The 20,226-nt window shown below is 58.0% G+C and carries 18 protein-coding genes; 7 read left to right on the top strand and 11 right to left on the bottom strand.

Features of this window, described 5'->3' with window-relative positions:
• Positions 1-310: 310 nt before the first annotated feature.
• From ccoP to ccoN, 4 genes are read right to left on the bottom strand one after another with little or no spacing between them, the layout of a single operon-like run.
• Complete coding sequence (ccoP, locus tag V6L79_RS11955; RefSeq protein WP_338580273.1) at positions 311-1,249, bottom strand: cytochrome-c oxidase, cbb3-type subunit III; 939 nt, start codon at positions 1,247-1,249, stop codon at positions 311-313.
• Entirely contained in the window at positions 1,246-1,437 is a 192-nt protein-coding gene (locus V6L79_RS11960) for a cbb3-type cytochrome c oxidase subunit 3 (protein WP_019826673.1), read from the bottom strand. The genes ccoP and V6L79_RS11960 overlap by 4 nt, the downstream gene beginning before the upstream one ends.
• 15 nt (positions 1,438-1,452) lie before the next feature.
• Complete coding sequence (gene ccoO, locus V6L79_RS11965; RefSeq protein WP_261741716.1) at positions 1,453-2,061, bottom strand: cytochrome-c oxidase, cbb3-type subunit II; 609 nt, start codon at positions 2,059-2,061, stop codon at positions 1,453-1,455.
• Positions 2,062-2,071: 10 nt separating this feature from the next.
• The gene (gene ccoN / locus V6L79_RS11970; protein ID WP_019826669.1) at positions 2,072-3,496 is read right to left on the bottom strand and encodes a cytochrome-c oxidase, cbb3-type subunit I; all 1,425 of its coding nucleotides are present in this window, start codon (positions 3,494-3,496) and stop codon (positions 2,072-2,074) included.
• Between the two features lie 73 nt (positions 3,497-3,569).
• On the opposite strand from ccoN, the gene V6L79_RS11975 reads away from it, so the two are divergent.
• The 3 genes from V6L79_RS11975 to V6L79_RS11985 all read left to right on the top strand — a co-directional run bounded on the left by V6L79_RS11975 (position 3,570) and on the right by V6L79_RS11985 (position 6,965).
• Complete coding sequence (locus V6L79_RS11975; protein WP_338580274.1) at positions 3,570-4,265, top strand: alpha/beta family hydrolase; 696 nt, start codon at positions 3,570-3,572, stop codon at positions 4,263-4,265.
• Positions 4,266-4,552: 287 nt separating this feature from the next.
• Positions 4,553-5,509, top strand: a complete 957-nt coding sequence (locus V6L79_RS11980) for a hypothetical protein (RefSeq protein WP_338580275.1) — start codon at positions 4,553-4,555, stop codon at positions 5,507-5,509.
• A 139-nt stretch (positions 5,510-5,648) separates the two neighbouring features.
• A complete protein-coding gene (locus tag V6L79_RS11985; protein ID WP_338580312.1) occupies positions 5,649-6,965 on the top strand; it encodes an autotransporter outer membrane beta-barrel domain-containing protein in 1,317 nt (438 codons plus the stop codon).
• A gap of 46 nt (positions 6,966-7,011) precedes the next feature.
• Here V6L79_RS11985 and V6L79_RS11990 read toward each other — a convergent pair whose 3' ends face one another.
• From V6L79_RS11990 to acnA, 3 genes are all read right to left on the bottom strand, one after another.
• Positions 7,012-8,577: a methyl-accepting chemotaxis protein gene (locus V6L79_RS11990; RefSeq protein ID WP_261741719.1), complete on the bottom strand. Its 1,566-nt coding sequence runs from the start codon at positions 8,575-8,577 to the stop codon at positions 7,012-7,014.
• A gap of 113 nt (positions 8,578-8,690) precedes the next feature.
• Entirely contained in the window at positions 8,691-9,482 is a 792-nt protein-coding gene (locus V6L79_RS11995; protein ID WP_321836117.1) for a type II CAAX endopeptidase family protein, read from the bottom strand.
• Between the two features lie 249 nt (positions 9,483-9,731).
• On the bottom strand, positions 9,732-12,476 hold the full coding sequence (acnA, locus tag V6L79_RS12000; protein WP_321836773.1) for an aconitate hydratase AcnA: 2,745 nt from the start codon (positions 12,474-12,476) through the stop codon (positions 9,732-9,734).
• A 204-nt stretch (positions 12,477-12,680) separates the two neighbouring features.
• Here acnA and rlmM point away from each other — a divergent pair, with 204 nt between their 5' ends.
• Entirely contained in the window at positions 12,681-13,757 is a 1,077-nt protein-coding gene (gene rlmM, locus V6L79_RS12005) for a 23S rRNA (cytidine(2498)-2'-O)-methyltransferase RlmM (protein WP_261741722.1), read from the top strand.
• Between the two features lie 14 nt (positions 13,758-13,771).
• Entirely contained in the window at positions 13,772-14,020 is a 249-nt protein-coding gene (tusA, locus tag V6L79_RS12010; protein ID WP_261741723.1) for a sulfurtransferase TusA, read from the top strand.
• A gap of 155 nt (positions 14,021-14,175) precedes the next feature.
• Here the strand turns inward: tusA and V6L79_RS12015 are convergent, their stop codons facing one another.
• Positions 14,176-15,576: an MATE family efflux transporter gene (locus V6L79_RS12015; RefSeq protein ID WP_261741724.1), complete on the bottom strand. Its 1,401-nt coding sequence runs from the start codon at positions 15,574-15,576 to the stop codon at positions 14,176-14,178.
• 175 nt (positions 15,577-15,751) lie between these two features.
• On the opposite strand from V6L79_RS12015, the gene pdxB reads away from it, so the two are divergent.
• On the top strand, positions 15,752-16,894 hold the full coding sequence (gene pdxB, locus V6L79_RS12020; protein WP_261741725.1) for a 4-phosphoerythronate dehydrogenase PdxB: 1,143 nt from the start codon (positions 15,752-15,754) through the stop codon (positions 16,892-16,894).
• 92 nt (positions 16,895-16,986) lie between these two features.
• Here the strand turns inward: pdxB and V6L79_RS12025 are convergent, their stop codons facing one another.
• Positions 16,987-17,163: a PA1571 family protein gene (locus V6L79_RS12025; protein WP_261741726.1), complete on the bottom strand. Its 177-nt coding sequence runs from the start codon at positions 17,161-17,163 to the stop codon at positions 16,987-16,989.
• A gap of 249 nt (positions 17,164-17,412) precedes the next feature.
• Between V6L79_RS12025 and V6L79_RS12030 the strand changes: the two genes are divergently transcribed.
• The gene (locus V6L79_RS12030) at positions 17,413-19,170 is read left to right on the top strand and encodes an ABC transporter transmembrane domain-containing protein (protein ID WP_261741727.1); all 1,758 of its coding nucleotides are present in this window, start codon (positions 17,413-17,415) and stop codon (positions 19,168-19,170) included.
• A gap of 102 nt (positions 19,171-19,272) precedes the next feature.
• Here the strand turns inward: V6L79_RS12030 and V6L79_RS12035 are convergent, their stop codons facing one another.
• Both V6L79_RS12035 and V6L79_RS12040 read right to left on the bottom strand, forming a co-directional pair.
• Positions 19,273-19,554 (bottom strand): pyrimidine/purine nucleoside phosphorylase, encoded by a 282-nt coding sequence (locus tag V6L79_RS12035; RefSeq protein WP_261741728.1) that lies wholly within the window; start codon positions 19,552-19,554, stop codon positions 19,273-19,275.
• 79 nt (positions 19,555-19,633) lie between these two features.
• A complete protein-coding gene (locus V6L79_RS12040; protein ID WP_338580276.1) occupies positions 19,634-20,176 on the bottom strand; it encodes an exonuclease domain-containing protein in 543 nt (180 codons plus the stop codon).
• Positions 20,177-20,226 lie beyond the last annotated feature (50 nt).

A 20,226-nucleotide genomic window follows, 5' to 3' on the forward strand; every position in this document is an offset into this window, starting at 1 on the left:
GCATGGGGGGCAAAACCGGAGGGGGTGATGCGGGCAAATTCAGGTGGGGGCAAGGCGTGGCAAGAGCATGGCGAAGATCGCAATGGACGATAGCCGGTGTAAACCCACTAGTGTGGCCCGTAACAGTGCCCTTCAACTTACCGATTAATTTCACTTGACGTGAGCCCGGGAAAATCCGGATCGCGCAAGAGAAGAGCTTAGCCCTGAATAGCGGGAGAGCAATGAGGGACTAAAAAGAGGTGCGACACTTGGTCGCGCTTTGAGGCGGGAACTGCCGCACCAAAATGATGCGGCAGGAAATGTCCGGTAATTATTCGGTTGTGTTTTCCTCTTGCTTACCGTGCGACAAGCTGAACACGTAGGCCGCAAGCAGTTGCACCTTGTCGTTGCCCAGCAACTCGTTTTGCGCAGGCATATGGCCCTGGCGACCATGGCGGATGGTTTGCTGCAATTGGGCCAGGCTGGTGCCGTAGATAAAACCGGCAGGTTGCGTCAGATCCGGCGCGCCCATCATGGGCATGCCTTTACCTTCTGCGCCGTGGCACGCCACGCAGGTGGTATCAAAGGCTTGCTTGCCAGCAGCCAGATCCACCGTGGTGTCCTGTGGCAATGGCAGTCCCGCTAGGCCATGACGCACATAAGCTGCGACGTTTTTGACCCCGGCTTCGCCCAGCACCTCACCCCAGGCTGGCATTGCCGCGATGCGGCCGCCCATGATGGTGGTCTTGATGGTGTCGGCATCACCGCCCCAACGCCAGGTGTTGTCGGCGAGGTTCGGGAAGCCGAAAGCACCCTTGGCATCCGAGCCGTGGCACACCGAGCAGTTGGATGCAAACAGGCGACCGCCCATTTTCAGTGCGGCCGGGTCTTGCGCTACTTGTTCCACAGGCATGGCGGCATATTTGGCGAAGATCGGTCCGAACTTGGCGTCAGCCTTGTCCATCTCCTTTTCCCACTCATGAACCCCGGTCCAGCCATTTTCATAGCCGGGCAGCAGGCCTTTCCAGTTGCCCAAACCCGGGTAAAGGATCAAGTACCCCACCGAAAACACCAGCGTGCCAACGAACAGCATGAACCACCACTGCGGCAGCGGGTTGTCGTACTCCTCGATGCCATCGAAGCTGTGGCCCATGGTCTCGACGGTGTCGCTCTTGGTTTCACCCTTGCGCGTACCGACCAGCAGCCAGGTCAGGCCGATCAGCGTGCCAATGGTCAGCACACATATATAGAGACTCCAGAAGGTGGTCATGCTTTGTTACTCCTAGACGCTTGTTCTTGCTCGACGTGTTGAATCGCCTCTGGATCGTCCTTGAATGGCAGTAAGGTCGCGTCTTCAAATTCCGACTTGCGCCGTGGGCTGAACACCCACAGCGCCAGACCGATAAACGCCACGGCCACCACCACGGTGCCCAGGCCGCGAATCATTCCACTACTCATCTCGAAGACCATGACTCACCTCTTGCTCTTGATGGCAGTGCCCAGCACTTGCAGGTAGGCCACCAGCGCGTCCATTTCGGTCTTGCCTTGTACCGACTGCTTGGCGTTGGCGATGTCTTCGTCGGTGTACGGCACGCCCAGGGTGCGCATCACCTCGAGTTTTTTCACGGTGTGGCTGTCATCTACCGGGGTTGCAACCAGCCATGGATACGCTGGCATTTTTGACTCGGGCACTACGTTGCGCGGGTTGTACAAGTGCGCACGGTGCCAGTCATCCGAGTAGCGACCACCGACGCGGGCCAGGTCTGGCCCGGTACGCTTGGAACCCCACAGAAACGGGTGATCCCACACGCTTTCACCGGCTACCGAGTAGTGACCATAACGCTCGGTCTCGGCGCGGAATGGGCGGATCATCTGCGAGTGACACTGCACGCAGCCTTCGCGAATGTAGATGTCGCGGCCTTCCAGTTGCAGCGCGGTGTAAGGCTTCATGCCCTCCACCGGAGTGTTGGTCACGTCTTCAAAGAACAGCGGGACGATTTGCGTCAGGCCGCCAACACTCACGCACAGAATCATCAGCAACAGCATCAGGCCGATATTTTTTTCAACGACTTCGTGTTTCATTGCCAACTCCTCAGGCCATCTGCGCGGCGGCTACGACTTCAGCGGGCTCGGCGTTACGCACGGTGCGCCAAGTGTTGTAAGCCATCAGCAACATGCCGCTGAAGAAGATCGCACCACCAACCAGTCGCACGACATAGCCTGGATGGCTAGCCACCAAGGTTTCGACGAAGGAGTAGGTCAGCGTGCCGTCTTCGTTGACTGCGCGCCACATCAGGCCTTGAGCGATGCCGTTGACCCACATCGAGGCGATGTAAAGCACGGTGCCAATGGTGGCCAGCCAGAAGTGCGCGTTGATCAGGCCCAGGCTGTACATCTGCGGGCGGCCGAAAATTTTCGGGATCATGTGGTACAGCGCACCAATCGAAATCATCGCTACCCAACCCAGCGCCCCGGCGTGTACGTGGCCGATGGTCCAGTCGGTGTAGTGGGAGAGGGCGTTCACGGTCTTGATCGCCATCATCGGGCCTTCGAAGGTCGACATGCCGTAGAAAGCCAGGGACACCACGAGGAAGCGCAGAATCGGGTCGCTGCGCAACTTATGCCAGGCGCCCGAGAGCGTCATCATGCCGTTGATCATGCCGCCCCAGCTTGGCGCCAGCAGAATCAGTGACATCACCATGCCCAGCGACTGAGCCCAGTCCGGCAGTGCGGTGTAGTGCAAGTGGTGAGGGCCGGCCCAGATGTACAGGGTGATCAGCGCCCAGAAGTGCACGATGGACAGGCGATAGGAGTAGATCGGACGTTCGGCCTGTTTCGGCACGAAGTAGTACATCATCCCCAAAAAGCCCGCCGTCAGGAAAAAGCCCACAGCGTTATGTCCGTACCACCACTGGACCATGGCGTCAGTGGCGCCACCGTAGAGTGAGTACGACTTGGTGAAGCTGACCGGGATTTCCAGGTTGTTGACGATGTGCAAAATGGCCACGGTCACGATAAATGCGCCGAAGAACCAGTTGCCCACGTAAATGTGCTTGGTCTTGCGCTTCATGATCGTGCCGAAGAACACGATGGCGTATGCGACCCAGACGATGGTGATCAAAATGTCGATCGGCCATTCCAGCTCGGCGTACTCCTTGGAGCTGGTGTACCCCAGCGGCAGGCTGATGGCCGCCAGCACAATCACCAGTTGCCAGCCCCAGAAGGTAAACGCCGCGATTTTCGGCGAAAACAGTGTGGCCTGGCAGGTGCGTTGCACCGAGTAGAACGAGGCGGCGAACAGAGCGCAGCCGCCGAAGGCGAAAATCACGGCGTTGGTGTGCAATGGGCGCAGGCGCCCGAAACTGGTCCAAGGCAAATTGAAGTTGAGTTCTGGCCAGACCAACTGCGCGGCGAGAAAAACGCCGAGCCCCATGCCGACGATGCCCCAAACCACCGTCATAATGGCAAATTGGCGGACCACCTTGTAGTTGTAGGCGGTACTTGTAGAAGTGTTCATGGTTCCCCATCCACGGTTCAGGCGCATACACATGCACGCCTGGAGTTATAGGCAGACTAAAAGCGAGGCAAGCATGGGTGTAACAGGCAGTGTCGGTATTGACAGGGATCAATGGGCGCAGTGCGTGCAGGCACGGGGCTGGCTGTGGAATCCTGCCACCAGCGGGGCCCAGGGCGATCAAGCGTGCACCCTGATATTGGCCCACGGTGCCGGTGCTCCCATGGACAGTCACTGGATGACAGGCATGGCTGAGCGCCTTGCGGCACGCGGGGTGAGCGTGTTGCGCTTCGAGTTCCCGTACATGGCTCAACGGCGACTGGATGGTGGCAAAAGGCCGCCAAATCAGCAGGCCAAATTGCTCGATTGCTGGGGTGAAGTGTTTACTGAGGTGCGACGCTATGTCGCTGGACCCTTGGCCATTGGTGGCAAATCAATGGGTGGGCGCATGGCCAGCTTGCTGGCTGATGAACTGGGCGCTGATGCACTGGTGTGCCTGGGTTATCCGTTCTACGCGTCCGGTAAACCGGAAAAGCCCCGTGTGGCGCACTTGGCTGAACTGCAAGCGCCGACCTTGATCGTGCAAGGCGAACGAGATGCTCTGGGCAACCGCGAAGCGGTAGGAGCCTACACGCTGGCGCCGGGCATTGAGGTGTTCTGGCTGGTATCAGGGGATCATGACCTCAAGCCGCTCAAGGTATCGGGGTTTACCCATGAGCAGCATCTGGAGGCGGCGGCGGACAAAGTGGCGGGGTGGTTGTCAGAGCGCTAACTCCTTGTAGCCGCTGCCGAGGCACGAAGGCTGCGATGGGCAGCGCAGCGGCCCCGGCGACGACTATGCGCCTAGCGGTTAAACCGCTCCAACAGCGAGTACTGGATATTCACGGTCTGGGTCAGTTCTTCGCTTAACTGCACTGTTCGTCACCAGAAAGCACCGGTAATTTTTCTGGCGTCAACGTAAGTTTATTCCTACATATACGGATGACTTTTTCGATATTTTCCTGTGATGGTTACTTTCAAGATGAGTGCCATTTTCCGTAGATGGGCTCAGCAATAGGGTTGAGTTCAGCTTCAGAATTCAACAGCAGAGTTCTCATCTTGATGCCACATTTCCCTTTATTGCGTCAGTCAGCTCTTATGCTGGCTGTCAGTCAGGCGTTGCTCTTCTCGTGCGTGCAAGTACAAGCGGCAGACGCAGATGCCGTGATCGCACAGAGCGCAAATATCACGATCAGTGACAGACATATCGAAACCACCGGTGACGGTGTAGCGGCAATGAATGCTGATTCCGGCGGTAAAATCGAGGCCTCGGGGGTGAGTGCAACGACCTCCGGTAAACTTGCCCACGGGGTGTTGGTCTACGGTTTCGGTTCGCAGTTCAACGGTACCGATGAGCTAACTGTGACGACATCAGGCGAAGGCGCGGCCGGACTCAAGGTGCATATTGATGGCAAGGCCAGTGTGGAAAAAGTCAAGATTGCCACGAGTGGTCAAACGGCCCATGGGGTCGACGCGGATAGCCTGGTAACGATCAACCTGGGTGGAGGATCAATCACCACCACGGGAGATAAAAGCTATGGCATTCGAGGTTGGAATGGCATTGTCAACGGCCATGATCTGGCGATTCGGACCGAGGGCGCAGGCGCTATTGGTATCTTGGCCGTCAGTGGCTCGGCGATTGATCTGCGCGCCAGCTCGATTAACACTTACGGGGTAGGGGCGGCGGGGATACAGGCCGGAGGCAAGGGCCAAATCGAGCTTAAGGATTCCCACGTAAAAGCCCATGGCGCGGGTGCTGTCGGGGCGCTGCTTAGCGGCGGTAGCCTGGCTATCACTGGCGGCTCAATACAATCATCACGATGCGGCGGCATTGAGTATCAGTGGCTCAGGCAACACAGTCGACATCGACGGCGCTTACATCGGGAGCACCAATGGACCCGCGATCAAGGTAGATGCCGGTGCCGAGGCAATCATTGCCGTGAGCAACGGCTTTACCCTGTCAGCTGGCGACGGTAAGGGCGAGTTGCTTGATGTGCAGTCTGACAGCGTGCTGGATCTGGTGATTGATGGCAGTTTTCTGCACGGTAGCCTGACTGTTCCTGAGGGCGGTCTGGTAAATGTCCGCTTGCAAAATGGCACTTCCTTTACTGGCCAGATGACTGATATCGAGAAATTGCAGCTCGATTCGGACGTTAACTGGAACATCACTGGCGACAGCAGTGCCGGCTCACTGGTGCTCAATGGTGGCACGGTCGATTTCGCTGGTTCCGAAGGCTTTCATCGGCTAGCCATGGGCGAGTTGTCGGGCAATGGTTCGTTTGGTTTGAAGCTCGATATAAACAACCGCCAGATCGACTTCCTGGATGTAAATGGTCAAGCCAGTGGCAGCCATATTGTTCGTGTTCAAAATACAGGCGCTGAGCCAGCGCCGGGTTTTGATCCTTTGCAGGTTATCCATACCGAAGGTGGCAATGCGAACTTTGCCCTGTTGGGAGGGCGTGTTGACCTTGGTGCGTTTTCTTATGCGATGGAACGCGAGGGCGACGACTGGTTCCTGACCAGCTCAAACCGTGAAGTAAGCCCGGCAACCCGAAGCGTTCAAGCTTTGTTCAATAGTGCGCCGACCGTATGGTATGGCGAGATGAGCACGTTGCGCAGCCGAATGGGCGAGGTACGTAGCAGTGGGCAGGGCGGAAGCTGGATGCGCAGTTACGGTAACAAATATCAGGTTTCGGGCAGCGACGGGCTGGGCTATCGGCAAAATCAAACAGGTCTGTCACTGGGCGTTGATGCGCCGCTGGTGAGTGCCGATGGCGTGCTTTTGGTCGGCCTGCTCGCGGGCTACAGCAAATCTGACTTGTCGCAGTCGCGAGGTTCGTCGGGCACTGTCGATAGCTTTTATGTCGGGACTTACGGCACCTGGATGCGTGACGACGGCTACTACGTCGATGGCGTGCTCAAACTTAACCAATTCCAGAACCGGGCGCACGTCGTGATGAGCGACTTCAGCAAGGCCAAAGGCAATTATCGCAATTATGGTGTGGGTGCTTCGCTGGAGGTGGGTCGCACTATTCAGCTGACAGAACACCTGTTCGTCGAGCCTTTCGCTCAAGCTTCCGTAGTCGCGGTGCAAGGCAAGTCTTTCAGTCTGGACTCCGAACTGCAGGCCGAGAATGCGATGACCCGCTCTTTGCTCGGCAAAGTGGGCATGACCCTTGAGCATCGTAACGAATGGGCGAGCCCTTACATCAAGGTTGCGCTGGCCCAGGAATTTGCCCGTGACAATGAAATCAAGGTCAATGGCAACCGCTTCAAGAATGACCTGCATGGTACTCGGGGTGAGTTGGGTGTTGGCCTGGCCCTGTCAGTTGCTAGTAATTTGCAATTACACGCTGACTTCGAATACATGAATGGTCAAAGTATTGAACAGCCTTGGGGCGCGAACGTTGGTCTTCGATACGCGTTTGACTGAAGGATAAAACTAAAAAGCCAGCGAGTTACTCGCTGGCTTTTTTACATCAGCGGTTAAACCGCTCCACCAGCGAGTACTGGATATTCACGGTCTGGGTCAGTTCTTCGCTCAACTGCGCGGAGTGCTGCGCCTGTTCCGAGGTTTGGTCCGCCAGGTCGGCGATGGTGCTGATGTTACGGCTGACTTCTTCTGCCACCGCACTTTGCTCTTCGGTTGCCGCTGCGATCTGGGTGGTCATGTCGGTGATGTTGGCCACCGCTTCGCTGATGCCCACCAGCGCCTGATCGGCTTCCAGTACGCGCGCCACACCTTCTTCGGCCTGACGGTGCCCGGCGTTCATGGTCTGCACGGCAGTGGCGGCAGTCTGTTGCAGCTTGGCAATCAGGCTGTGAATCTGCCCGGTCGAGGTGCTGGTGCGTTGTGCCAGTTGGCGCACTTCATCAGCCACCACGGCGAAGCCACGGCCCATTTCACCGGCCCGCGCCGCTTCGATCGCCGCGTTCAGGGCCAGAAGGTTGGTCTGATCGGCAATGCCCTTGATCACATCAACCACGCCGCCGATCTCATCACTGTCCTTGGCCAGTTGCGTGACCGTGGCCCCGGTTTCTCCTACCACCACCGACAGGCGTTCAATGGCTTCACGGGTTTCCCCGGCAATATCGCGACCACGGCTGGTCAGGCGATTGGCCTCTTGGGTGGCGTCCGCAGTGCGTTGCACATGGCTGGCAACTTCTTGAGTGGTCGCGGCCATCTGGTTGACCGCAGTTGCCACCTGCTCGGTTTCGACGCGCTGGCGTTCCAGCCCGGTAGAACTCTTGTGCGCCAGGATGTCCGATTGACGAGCCTGTTCGCTCAGGTGCTCAGCGGTGTCCTGCAGGCGTGTCAGGCAGGTTTTCAGGCGGGCTTCCTGACTGAGGATGGACATTTCCAGACGCGCTTGCGGGCCACGACTGTCGGTGTACATCTGTGCGATCAACGGGTCGGAGGTGGTTTGCTCGGCCAGGCGCAACAGGCGCTTGATTCCGCGTTGTTGCCAGCTCAAGCCAAGCAGCCCCAGCGGAACCGACAGCAAGGCGGCGAGGGCAAAACCCCAGCTGGAATTGAGCAGGGCGCCAATGGTGAAGCTCAACTGGCTGACCAGAATAAAGGGCAGCCAATCCTGCATCACCGGCAGCCACTTGTCCCGCTGAGGCACTGGCGATTTGCCGCTATTGATGCGTGAGTACAGGGCTTCGGCACGGCGGATTTGTTCAGCGGTCGGTTTGACCCGTACCGACTCATACCCCACCACGCGCTCGTTCTCGAAGATCGGGGTTACGTACGCATTGACCCAATAATGGTCGCCGTTCTTGCAGCGGTTTTTCACGATACCCATCCATGGCGCGCCCTTTTTCAGGGTGCTCCACATGTGCTCAAACACTGCGGACGGCACATCAGGATGGCGCACAAGGTTGTGCGGTGCGCGTATCAGCTCCTCACCCGAGAACCCGCTGATTTCGATAAAAGCATCGTTGCAGTAGGAAATAACGCCTTTGGCATCGGTTGTGGAAATCAACCGTTGTTGCGCAGGAAATGTGCGTTCGCGTTGAGTGATGGGCTGGTTATTACGCATGTCGTTTCAATCCGCAAGACTTTGACAGGCTTTCGGCACACGTAAGGAATTGTTTAATTTATATTTCAGATGCCGGGCTGGCACTGCACAGCCCGGCGAAGAGATGTAGCGCTTTAGGGGGCGAGCATCGGATAGGTGAAGAACACGAAGTGCAGCACGTTGAGCCCAAAGTGTGTGGCAATTGCCGCACCTAGACCGCCAAAGCGGTACGCCAGGCCATAGCCGACCCCCGCCAACCCGGCCAGCAACATCCATTGCCAGCCCGCTGCGGCATGGGCCAGGCCGAACAGCAGCGAGGCGGTCACCAGCGCAATGGTCTGGCCATAGGGCAATAACTTGAGCCTGCGACTCAGGCCGCCCTGGATATAGCCGCGAAACAGTGCTTCTTCAACCAGGGTCACCAGCAGCAGATTATTCAACAACCAGATTGTGCTCTGGTGCGGCCATTTCGGCGCCCAGGCAATCATGCCCAGCAGCATCGCCCCGCCCAGCGCCACAATGGCGGCCAGTCCCAGCCCCATTACAGTGGCACCAAGCGATGCGCGCCAGGCAAACCGGGGGGCAATCCACGGGCACACCAGCAGCAGCCAAAAACCAATCAGCGGTTTGTCCAGGTTGAAGTACATAGAGAATGGCACGGCATCCGGTGTCAGCCAGGTAGGACTGATGGCTCGACCGTTATGGAAACCGGGTAGCCAATGCAGTGCAAGCGCGAGGGCCAACAGTACAAACAATCCGTGGCCGGCATAACGCAGGTAATGGTTTTTACGCTGGAGTACGGCGAGCCCGCTGACAGTCAGCAGGGCGAGCGCGATCAGGGTTTGCAGGCCCAATTGCCCGTAACTTAGGGCAAGGCCGTAGCCGAGGGTCAGAAGTGCCAGATAAGGCCATGGCAAAGCAATCATGAAAATCCTTTGAATCGTTAAAAAGCACCCCGGATTCAGTCCAGGGTGCGCAAGTATAACGATTCGAATGAATCCACGGGTTCTTGTGGGAACGACGGTTGTCTTCATCCTGCAACCTGCAACCTGCAACCTGTAGCCGCTGCCGAAGGCTGCGATAAGGGCCGCAGGACCTTCGCTCCCGGTCAAGGTTCGGGGCTGCTTCGCACCCCATCGCAGCCTGCGGCAGCGGCTACAAAAAACAGCTTATGGCTAAGAAGCAATCAGCTGACGCAACACATAGTGCAAAATTCCCCCCGCCTTGAAGTATTCCACCTCGTTGAGAGTGTCGATCCTGCACAGCACCTCTACTTTCTCCTGGCTGCCATTCTCGCGAGTGATCACCAGTGTCAGATTCATCCGTGGTTGCAGCTCGGCATCCGTTAACCCGAGGATATCCAGGGTTTCCTTGCCTGTAAGGTTCAGGCTTTTGCGGTTCTGATCCAGCTTGAACTGCAATGGCAGAACGCCCATGCCCACCAGGTTTGAACGGTGGATGCGCTCGAAGCTCTCGGCAATCACTGCCTTGACCCCCAGCAGATTGGTGCCTTTGGCCGCCCAGTCACGGCTTGAACCGGTGCCGTATTCCTGACCGGCAATCACCACCAGTGGCGTACCGGATGCCTGATAGCGCATGGCCGCATCGTAAATCGGCAGTTTTTCGCCACTAGGGATGTAGATCGTATTGCCGCCTTCTTCGCCGCCGAGCATTTCGTTGCGAATGCGGATATTGGCAAAGGTGCCCCGCATCATTACTTCATGGTTGCCGCGACGTGAGCCGTAAGAGTTGAAATCCCGTGGTTCGACGCCTTTCTCGCGCAGGTAGCGCCCGGCAGGGCTGTCGGCCTTGATGTTGCCGGCCGGGGAGATGTGGTCTGTGGTCACCGAGTCGCCCAACAGCGCCAGAATATTCGCGCCTTTAACGTCAGCAATCACCGGCAGCGGCCCGCTGATTTGATCAAAGAACGGCGGATGCTGGATGTAGGTCGAGTCTTCCTGCCAGACATAGGTTGCAGCTTGCGGCACCTCGATGGCTTGCCACTGTTCGTCACCGGCAAACACTTCGGCGTATTCCTTGTGGAACATTCCGGTGGTGACTTGTGCCACGGCGTCGGCGATCTCTTTCTGGCTTGGCCAGATATCACGCAGGTATACCGGCTGTCCGTCTTTACCTGTGCCCAGCGGATCTCGGCTGATATCAATGCGTACCGTGCCAGCCAAGGCATAGGCCACCACCAGCGGCGGGGAGGCCAGCCAGTTGGTTTTCACCAGGGGGTGTACGCGACCTTCAAAGTTGCGGTTGCCCGACAGCACTGAAGCCACGGTCAGGTCGGATTGGGTTATGGCCTTTTCAATCGGCTCAGGCAGTGGCCCCGAGTTACCGATGCACGTGGTGCAACCGTAGCCCACCAGGGCAAAGCCCAATTGGTCGAGGTACTGGGTCAGACCTGCGGCCTTGTAGTAATCAGTCACCACCTTGGAGCCCGGTGCCAGTGAGGTCTTGACCCAAGGCTGGCGCGTCAGGCCCTTCTCGACGGCTTTTTTTGCCACCAGTCCGGCGGCCATCATCACGCTGGGGTTGGAAGTGTTGGTGCACGAGGTGATGGCAGCAATGACCACAGCGCCGTTTTTCAGGCGATAGGTATGGCCTTCAAAACTGTAGTCCGCTTCGCCGATCAAGTCCGCATTGCCCACGGCCACGCCGCCACCGCCTTCACTCTCAAGTCGGCCTACTTCTTTCTTGTTGCTCGGCTGGAACTGCAAACTGAGAAAGTCTTCGAAGGCTTGCGCCACGTTGGGCAGCGAAACTCGGTCCTGCGGACGTTTTGGTCCGGCCAGACTGGCTTCGACCGTGCCCATGTCGAGTGCCAGGGTTTCAGTAAAGATCGGCTCCTGGCCTGCGTTGCGCCACAGGCCCTGGGCTTTGCAATAGGCCTCGACCAGTTTCACGGTGGCGTCAGGGCGCCCGGACAAACGCAGGTAGTCCAGGGTGATGTCATCAACTGGGAAAAAGCCGCAGGTCGCGCCATATTCCGGAGCCATGTTGGCAATCGTGGCACGGTCTGCCAGCGGCAAATCCGCGAGGCCATCGCCATAAAACTCAACGAACTTGCCGACTACCCCCTTGCTGCGCAGCATTTGCGTGACCGTCAGCACCAGGTCTGTGGCGGTAATGCCTTCTTTAAGCTTGCCGCTGAGTTTGAACCCCACTACTTCCGGGATCAGCATCGACACCGGCTGGCCGAGCATTGCGGCTTCGGCTTCAATCCCACCCACGCCCCAGCCCAATACACCAAGACCATTGATCATGGTGGTGTGGGAGTCGGTGCCTACCAGAGTGTCGGGGAAGGCATAGGTGCGGCCGTCTTCATCCTTGGTCCAGACTGTACGGCCCAGGTATTCCAGGTTTACCTGATGGCAAATCCCGGTGCCGGGCGGTACGACGCTGAAGTTGTCGAAGGCATTCTGCCCCCAACGCAAGAACGCATAGCGTTCGCCGTTGCGTTCCATCTCGATATCGACGTTTTGTTCAAAAGCGCTGGCGCTGCCGAACCGGTCGACCATCACCGAGTGGTCAATCACCAGATCCACGGGGGACAGCGGGTTAATCCGCTGCGGGTCGCCGCCTGCCTTGGCCATCGCGGCGCGCATGGCCGCCAGGTCGACCACGGCCGGTACTCCGGTAAAATCCTGCATCAGTACCCGGGCCGGGCGGTACTGGATTTCCCGGTCGCTGCTCCGTTCCTTGAGCCAAGCGGCCAGGGCCTTTAGGTCGGGCTCGGTGACCGTTTTACCGTCCTCCCAGCGCAGCAGGTTTTCCAGCAGTACTTTGAGCGACATCGGCAACTTGCTCAAATCGCCCAGTGACTTGGCGGCGAGCGGCAGGCTGAAATAGTGATAAGTCTTATCGTCGACTTTTAGTGTGGCCAGGGTGTTCAGGCTATCGAGGGAGGACATGAAATGACTCCTTTAGACGGATCACGGGGTTAAAGCAGAGCTTCTAACCTAGCTCTGATTCCGGGCTGTGGCTAATAACTGGACTGTCTATGCGGGTTCAAGGTTCCGAAGTCAGTTATCATGCCCGCCTTTTCGTGACACGCCTTGCTCCAAAGCAAGGTTGCGCAGCAGGCCAATTCCCGCCAGTTGCCCAGGAGTAATTCAATGAACACCCTTTTTATGCACTGCCGCCCCGGTTTTGAAGGCGAAGTCTGCTCGGAAATCGCCGAGCATGCCGCTCGCCTTAACGTGTCTGGCTATGCCAAGGCCAAGCCGAGCACTGCCTGCGCCGAGTTTGTGTGCACCGAAGAAGGCGGCACTGCACGCCTTATGAACAATTTGCGATTTGCCGAGCTGATCTTTCCGCGCCAATGGGCCCGGGGCAGCTTTGTCGATCTGCCGGAAACCGACCGGATCAGCGTCATCCTTGAGCACATGGCCGATTTTCCGGTGTGTGGCAGTCTGTGGCTGGAAATCGTCGACACCAACGATGGCAAAGAGCTGTCCAACTTCTGCAAGAAGTTCGAAGCGCATTTGCGCAAGGCGTTGATCAAGGCTGGCAAACTGGTTGAAGACGACGCGCACAAGCCGCGTCTGCTGCTGACCTTTAAAAGCGGCCGCGAAGTGTTCCTCGGCCTGGCGGAGTCCGATAACTGTGCCATGTGGCCCATGGGCATCCCGCGCCTGAAGTTCCCGCGCGAAGCGCCGAGCCGCTCGACCCTCAAGCTCGAAGAAGCCTGGCATCACTTTATCCCCCGTGATCAATGGGATGAGCGCTTGCACAGTGACATGACCGGCGTTGACCTGGGCGCCGCCCCGGGTGGCTGGACCTGGCAGTTGGTCAATCGCGGCATGATCGTGACCGCCATCGACAACGGCCCGATGGCTGAAAGCCTGATGGATACTGGTCTGGTGCAGCACTTGATGGCCGACGGCTTTACCTTCAAGCCCAAGCAGCCAGTGGACTGGATGGTCTGCGATATCGTCGAGAAACCGGCGCGCAATGCGGCGATGCTGGAAGAGTGGATCGGCGAAGGCCATTGCCGTGAAGCGGTGGTTAACTTGAAATTGCCGATGAAACAGCGCTATGCCGAAGTGCGACGTTTGCTTGATCGCATCGCTGACGGCTTCAAGGCGCGGGGCATCCAGGTTGAAATCGGCTGTAAGCAGCTGTACCACGACCGTGAAGAAGTGACCTGTCATCTGCGTCGACTGGACGTTAAAAAACCTAAATCTCGCTGATTCGGGAGTTACTGATGAGTTTTACTGACCTGCCGGTTGACGGCACTCTGGACGCCACCGGCCTCAACTGCCCTGAGCCGGTGATGATGTTGCACCAGCACATTCGCGACCTGGCGCCGGGCGGCTTGCTGAAAGTCATTGCCACAGACCCTTCGACCCGCCGCGACATTCCCAAGTTCTGCGTGTTTCTGGACCATGAACTGGTGGGGCAGCAGGAAGAGGCGGGCAAGTACCTGTACTGGATCCGTAAAAAGCTGGATTGAAATTTGTGTAGCCGCTGCCGAAGGAGCGAGGCTGCGTTCGATTGCGAAGCGATCGTAAAACCTGAGTCCACGGTCTGTCAGTTAAACTGCGGACTCAGGTTTTACGACGGCTGCGCCGCCGAACGCAGCCTCGTTCCTTCGGCAGCTGCTACAGGTTACCCGGCGCGGCGAATATGCTTTTTCGCACTACGCGCCAGCCGTACGCCGAGCATCAGCGCGGCGCAGGTCAAGCCCACGATCAAACCTTGCCATAGCCCGCTCGGGCCATTGGCTGCGCCGAACCAGTCGGTCAGCCCCAAGGCATAACCCACCGGCAAACCAATCCCCCAGTAAGCAAACAAGGTCAGAATCATCGTCACCCGCGTGTCCTGATAGCCGCGCAGTGCACCGGCTGCAGTCACCTGGATCACATCCGAAAACTGATACAGCGCGGCAAACATCAGCAACATGGTCGCCACCTCGATCACCATTGGGTCTGCGGTGTAGACGGTCGCGATCTGCTCGCGCAGCAGCAGGATCAGGCTGGCGGAAATCGCGGCCCAAATCAGTGCGGTGCCCATCCCAACGCCCGCCACAAACCGTGCTTCCCTTGGTTGCTGACGGCCCAGTGCCTGCCCCACGCGTACGGTAATCGCCATACCCAGCGAATACGGGATCATGAACACCAGCGAGCTGAAGTTCAGGGCAATTTGATGACCCGCCACCACGGTTGCGCCCAGGCTGCCAATCAACAGGGCAATCACCGCAAAAATGCTCGACTCGGCAAATACCGCGATCCCGATGGGCAAACCCACGCTGAGCAAACGCTTGAGAATCGCCCATTGTGGCCATTCAAAATGGCTGTAGACCTTGCTTGATCGGTAGATCGCCCCGCGATAGGTCCAGACCACCATGCCGAGGGCCATAAACCACATCACAATCGCCGTGGCCCAGCCACAGCCCACGCCGCCCATGGCCGGAACGCCAAAGTGGCCGTAAATGAAGATGTAGTTGATCGGGATATTGAGCGCCAGGGCGCACAGCCCCAGCACCATGCTTGGCCGGGTTTTGCCCAGGCCATCGCTGAAATTGCGCAATACGCAATACAGCCCTACAGCAGGCATGCCACTGGCGATCCCGTGCAAATACCCCATGCTCGGTTCGATCAGGTCAGGATCGACTTTCATCAAATACAGCAGCGGTTCGGCAGCGATCAGGATCAGGGCCGCACACACGCCGGTTATCAGTGCCAGCCACAGCGCCTGGCGAACGATGGGGCCGATTTCGGCGTGAGCATCTGCGCCAAAGCGTTGTGCGACTTTGGGCGTGGTTGCCAACAAAATGCCTGACATCAGCAAAAACACCGGCACCCAGATCGAGTTGCCCAGCGCCACGGCAGCCAGGTCTCGCGGCCCGACGCGCCCAGCCATCACCGCATCGACAAAACCCATGGCCGTGGTGGCGATCTGCGAAATGATGATCGGAAACGCCAGCGTCAGCAGCGCGCGAACTTCTGTGCGAACCCGGGCCGGGCGGCTGACAGCGATAGGGGGAGAGTCATGAGTTACAGAGTTCACAGTCGTGCATCCACAGTGTTTAACGCGCAAAGCCGGGGATTGTACGCCTGACCAAATGGTCAGAAAACACTGAGTTGTAGGATGTTTGTAAGCGTGACTGTGAGTACCTTCCACACCCGGCTGGCCCATTCATCGCAACAACGCCTACACTGCCTCTCCGCGAAAGGAGCCTGCCATGTTGATTGTTGCTGACGAAAATATTCCGTTGATCGAAGAATTTTTTGCTGACTTCGGTGAAATACGCCGCTTGCCGGGGCGCCAGATCAACCGCGCAGACGTACATGACGCCGATATCCTGCTGGTACGCTCGGTGACCAAAGTAGACCGCGATTTGCTCGAGGGCAGCGCGGTGCGGTTTGTCGGTACATGCACCATCGGCACCGATCACCTGGCGCTGGACTACTTTCAGCAAGCCGGTATCCAGTGGTCCAGCGCCCCCGGCTGCAATGCCAGGGGTGTGGTCGATTACGTGCTCGGCAGCCTGCTGACCCTGGCCGAAATTGAAGGTGCCGATCTGACGCAGCGCACCTATGGCGTGATTGGCGCCGGTGAAGTGGGCGGGCGACTGATTAACGTGCTGCGCTCGCTGGGCTTCAATGTGCTGGTTTGCGACCCCGTGCGTGAAGCGTCAGAAGGTGGCGATTACGTCAGCCTCGAGCAGATCATCGAGCAGTGCGATGTACTCAGCCTGCACACCCCGCTGAGCAAGACCGGCGACTTCCCGACTTGGCACCTGCTCGATCAGCAGCGCCTGGAGCAACTGCAATCGGGCACCTGGCTGATCAACGCCAGCCGTGGCCCGGTGATCGACAATGCCGCACTGCGCGACGTGCTGACCCGTCGCGATGACCTGCAAGCAGTGCTGGATGTGTGGGAAGGCGAGCCGCAAGTGGACGTTGAGCTGGCTGACTTGTGCGTGCTGGCCACCCCGCATATCGCCGGCTACAGCCTGGATGGCAAACAGCGGGGCACCGCGCAGATTTATCAGGCCCTGTGTGATTTTCTTGGCCATACCCCGCAGGTGCAGCTCGCCGACCTGCTGCCGGCGCCTTGGCTGGCGAAGGTCGAATTGAGTGCCGACACCGATCCCGCCTGGGCCCTGGGCATGCTTTGTCGTGGTGTGTACGACCCGCGCCGTGACGATGCCGACTTTCGCCGCAGCCTGATTGGCAGTGTCCAGGAGCAGAAGCTGGCATTCGACGGTTTGCGCAAGCATTACCCGCTGCGCCGCGAAATCGAAGGTTTGCCGGTCCATATCGAAGGCGAGTCCGTGGCTTTGAAGCAATTGGTAAAGGCCCTGGGCGCTGTGCTGGTATAAGCCTGCGCAGATAAAAAAACCGGCCTTACGCAGTAAGGCCGGTCAGTGAAGCGAAAGCTGTTTGATCATCGGGAAAGTCTTGTATGCAGGGATCAGTCCTTGCGTGAAGGTTTGACCAGACGTTGCTCCAGCTCGTGGCAAGCGTCCTGAATCATCTCTTCGGTGATCGAAATTTCCTGACCATTTTCATCGATGATTGCGCACCCCAGAGACTGGTGTGTCTGGGTGCGAATTACGGGTACGGCTTGAGCGTTCTGTTGCAAATCCATGGCCTGTCTCCTCATCAGGGGGTAGCGCTACTGTAGATCCGTTTAATGACTGAGCTGTTACAAACACAGTGTCCATCCCAGTCCAACAGAAATATTCTGAAACTTCCAGCCTCACTTTAGAACTTTACAGCCTAGGCCTTGTAGATCTTGGTCATATTCAAAACGACTGAGAAAGGTTTACCGGTTTAAACCGAACTTCGTTGTAGGCTGGTGGCTTTTCACCCTTGTCCTCTTTCTGGATACCCTCGCATGCTTTCTTCCCGGCACCGTCGGGCCATTCGTTTGGCCACCCATTTTCTTGCGCCATATCGTTGGCAGGCCTTTGGTGCACTGCTGGCGCTGATTGTTACGGCGGGCATCACCTTGTCGATGGGGCAGGGCATTCGCCTGTTGGTCGACAAGGGCTTCATGACTCAGTCACCGCATTTGCTCAACCAGTCGATCGGTTTTTTTCTGGTGCTGGTGCTGGGATTGTCAGTGGGCACCTTTGTGCGTTTTTACCTGGTGTCATGGATCGGTGAGCGGGTGGTCGCCGACATTCGGCGCCAGGTGTTCAATCACCTGATCGGCTTGCATCCGGGGTTTTATGAAAACAACCGCAGCTCGGAAATCCAGTCACGCCTGACCACCGACACCACCTTGCTGCAATCGGTCATCGGCTCTTCGCTGTCCTTGTTCTTGCGCAACAGCCTGATGGTGATTGGCGGTGTGGTGTTGTTGTTTGTCACCAACCCCAAGCTCACCAGTATCGTGGTGGTTGCCCTGCCACTGGTGCTGGTGCCCATCCTGTTCTTTGGTCGCCGGGTGCGCAGTTTGTCGCGTCAGAGCCAGGACCGAATCGCCGATGTTGGCAGTTATGTCGCCGAAGCCTTGGGGCAGATCAAAACGGTTCAGGCCTACAACCATCAACAGCAAGATCAGCAGCGCTTTGCCAGCACTGTGGAGCAGGCCTTTGCTACCGCGCGCAAACGCATCCTGCAACGGGCCTGGCTGATTACCTTGGTTATCTTGCTGGTTCTAGGGGCAGTGGGGGTGATGCTGTGGGTTGGCGGCATGGACGTGATCGCAGGGCGTATCACCGGCGGCGAGTTGGCGGCGTTTGTGTTTTACAGCCTCGTCGTCGGCAGCGCGTTTGGCACCCTGAGTGAAGTGATTGGCGAGTTGCAACAGGCAGCGGGTGCGGCAGAGCGTATTGCCGAACTGCTGCAGGCGAAAAGCCTTATTTTGGCGCCGAGCACGGGGTTGCGCGTGTTGCCTACGCGGGTTGAGGGTAATTTGCAGCTTGAAAACCTGCATTTTTCCTACCCCTCACGGCCTGAAAGCTATGCAATTGACGGCCTGAGCCTGTCGGTCAAGGCGGGCGAGACCCTGGCCCTGGTGGGGCCATCAGGTGCGGGCAAGTCGACGTTGTTTGACTTGTTACTGCGCTTTTACGATCCGCAGCAAGGGCAGATTCTGCTTGAGGGGCAGCCGATCACTCAGCTTGACCCGCAAGACCTGCGCCGTTGCTTTGCCCTGGTGTCGCAAACCCCGGCACTGTTTTTCGGCACCATCGAAGACAACATCCGTTATGGCAACGCTCAGGCCAGTGATGCGCAAGTTGAAGCTGCGGCGCGCATTGCCCATGCCCACGACTTTATCCTGCAAATGCCCGAGGGCTACAAAACCCATTTGGGGGACGGCGGTCTGGGGTTATCGGGCGGTCAGCGCCAGCGTTTGGCGATTGCCCGGGCGTTGCTGGTCGATGCGCCGATCCTGTTGCTGGATGAAGCCACCAGTGCGCTTGATGCCCAGAGCGAGTATTTGATCCAGCAAGCCTTGCCCAGCCTGATGCAAGGTCGCACGACGCTGGTGATTGCCCACCGCCTGGCCACCGTACAAAACGCCGATCGGATTGCGGTGATGGATCAAGGCAAGTTGGTTGCCATCGGCACCCACGCCCAGTTGATCGCCAGCAATCCGCTGTATGCGCGGTTGGCGGCGTTGCAGTTCAATGTAGGGGGGTGAGGTCTGATGTTCTGTAGCCGCTGATGAGGAACGAAGGGCGCGACTCAAGCACCTCGCAGCCTCGCTTCGCTCCTCAGCGGCTACAGAGCAGGGGTGCCGGATTTAGCGGTATTCACACAGGTAAGCAGTATCTACCGCAACCTTGAGCTGGAACTTGCTGTTGGCCGGTACATTGAACTGGCTACCGGTCTTGAAGGTTTCATACTCGCTGCTGCCCGGCAGTTTGACGCTCAGCTCACCCGACACCACGTGCATGATTTCACGCTCGGCCGTACCGAACTCGTATTCACCCGCAGCCATGACGCCAATGGTGGCCTTGCCTTCGGTTTGTGTGAAGGCAATCGACTTGACGGTGCCGTCGAAGTATTCGTTGACTTTAAACATGGCGATTCCTCGGAATGGGCTAAAAATGGCTGGCCAGTATGCAGAAGCGGTTTTATCCCGTCACGCCCTTTTATGGGCGCTAACCCTTCAACACCAGCGGCAATAAACGGGCTGTATTTCGCGCATCTTCCAGGGCCCGGTGTTGTTGCCCGTTGAACTGCATCCCGGCCAGTTGCAGCGCGCTGTTAAGCCCCAGCGGACGCTTTAGCTGGCGGGCCTGGGCGAATTGCTGCTTGAGGTTCATGTGCGGCAATTGCAGCAGGGCACTGTCCAGCTGGTTTTGGCGCCACTCCTGCTCCAGCTGTTTACGGTCGTAGTCGCCCCAACTGGCCCAGCCTTCAAGCCTGGGCAGATGCTGGCCCAACCAGCGTTCGAACTGTTCCCAGACCTGCGCCATGGGCGCCCCGGCATCAATATTGGCCTGGGTGATCCGGGTTAGCTGCCGACAAAAAGGCGTTAACAACGGGCGCCGTTGCGGGCGAATAAAACGCTGAAAATGGCCCACTTCGCGGCCCGTGCGGGTGACCACACTGGCGCCGATTTCAATCACTTCCATTTCTTCCAGAGGCCAGCCGCCATCATCGGTCGTGGCTTCCAGGTCAATTACCAGCCAGTGAGGCATGTGCAGCTTCCTTGAACAGCATCGGCGTTGAGGTTGCAGCGTAGCTAAAG

The organism is Pseudomonas sp. ML2-2023-6, assembly GCF_037055265.1.
Classification (GTDB): domain Bacteria; phylum Pseudomonadota; class Gammaproteobacteria; order Pseudomonadales; family Pseudomonadaceae; genus Aquipseudomonas; species Aquipseudomonas kulmbachensis.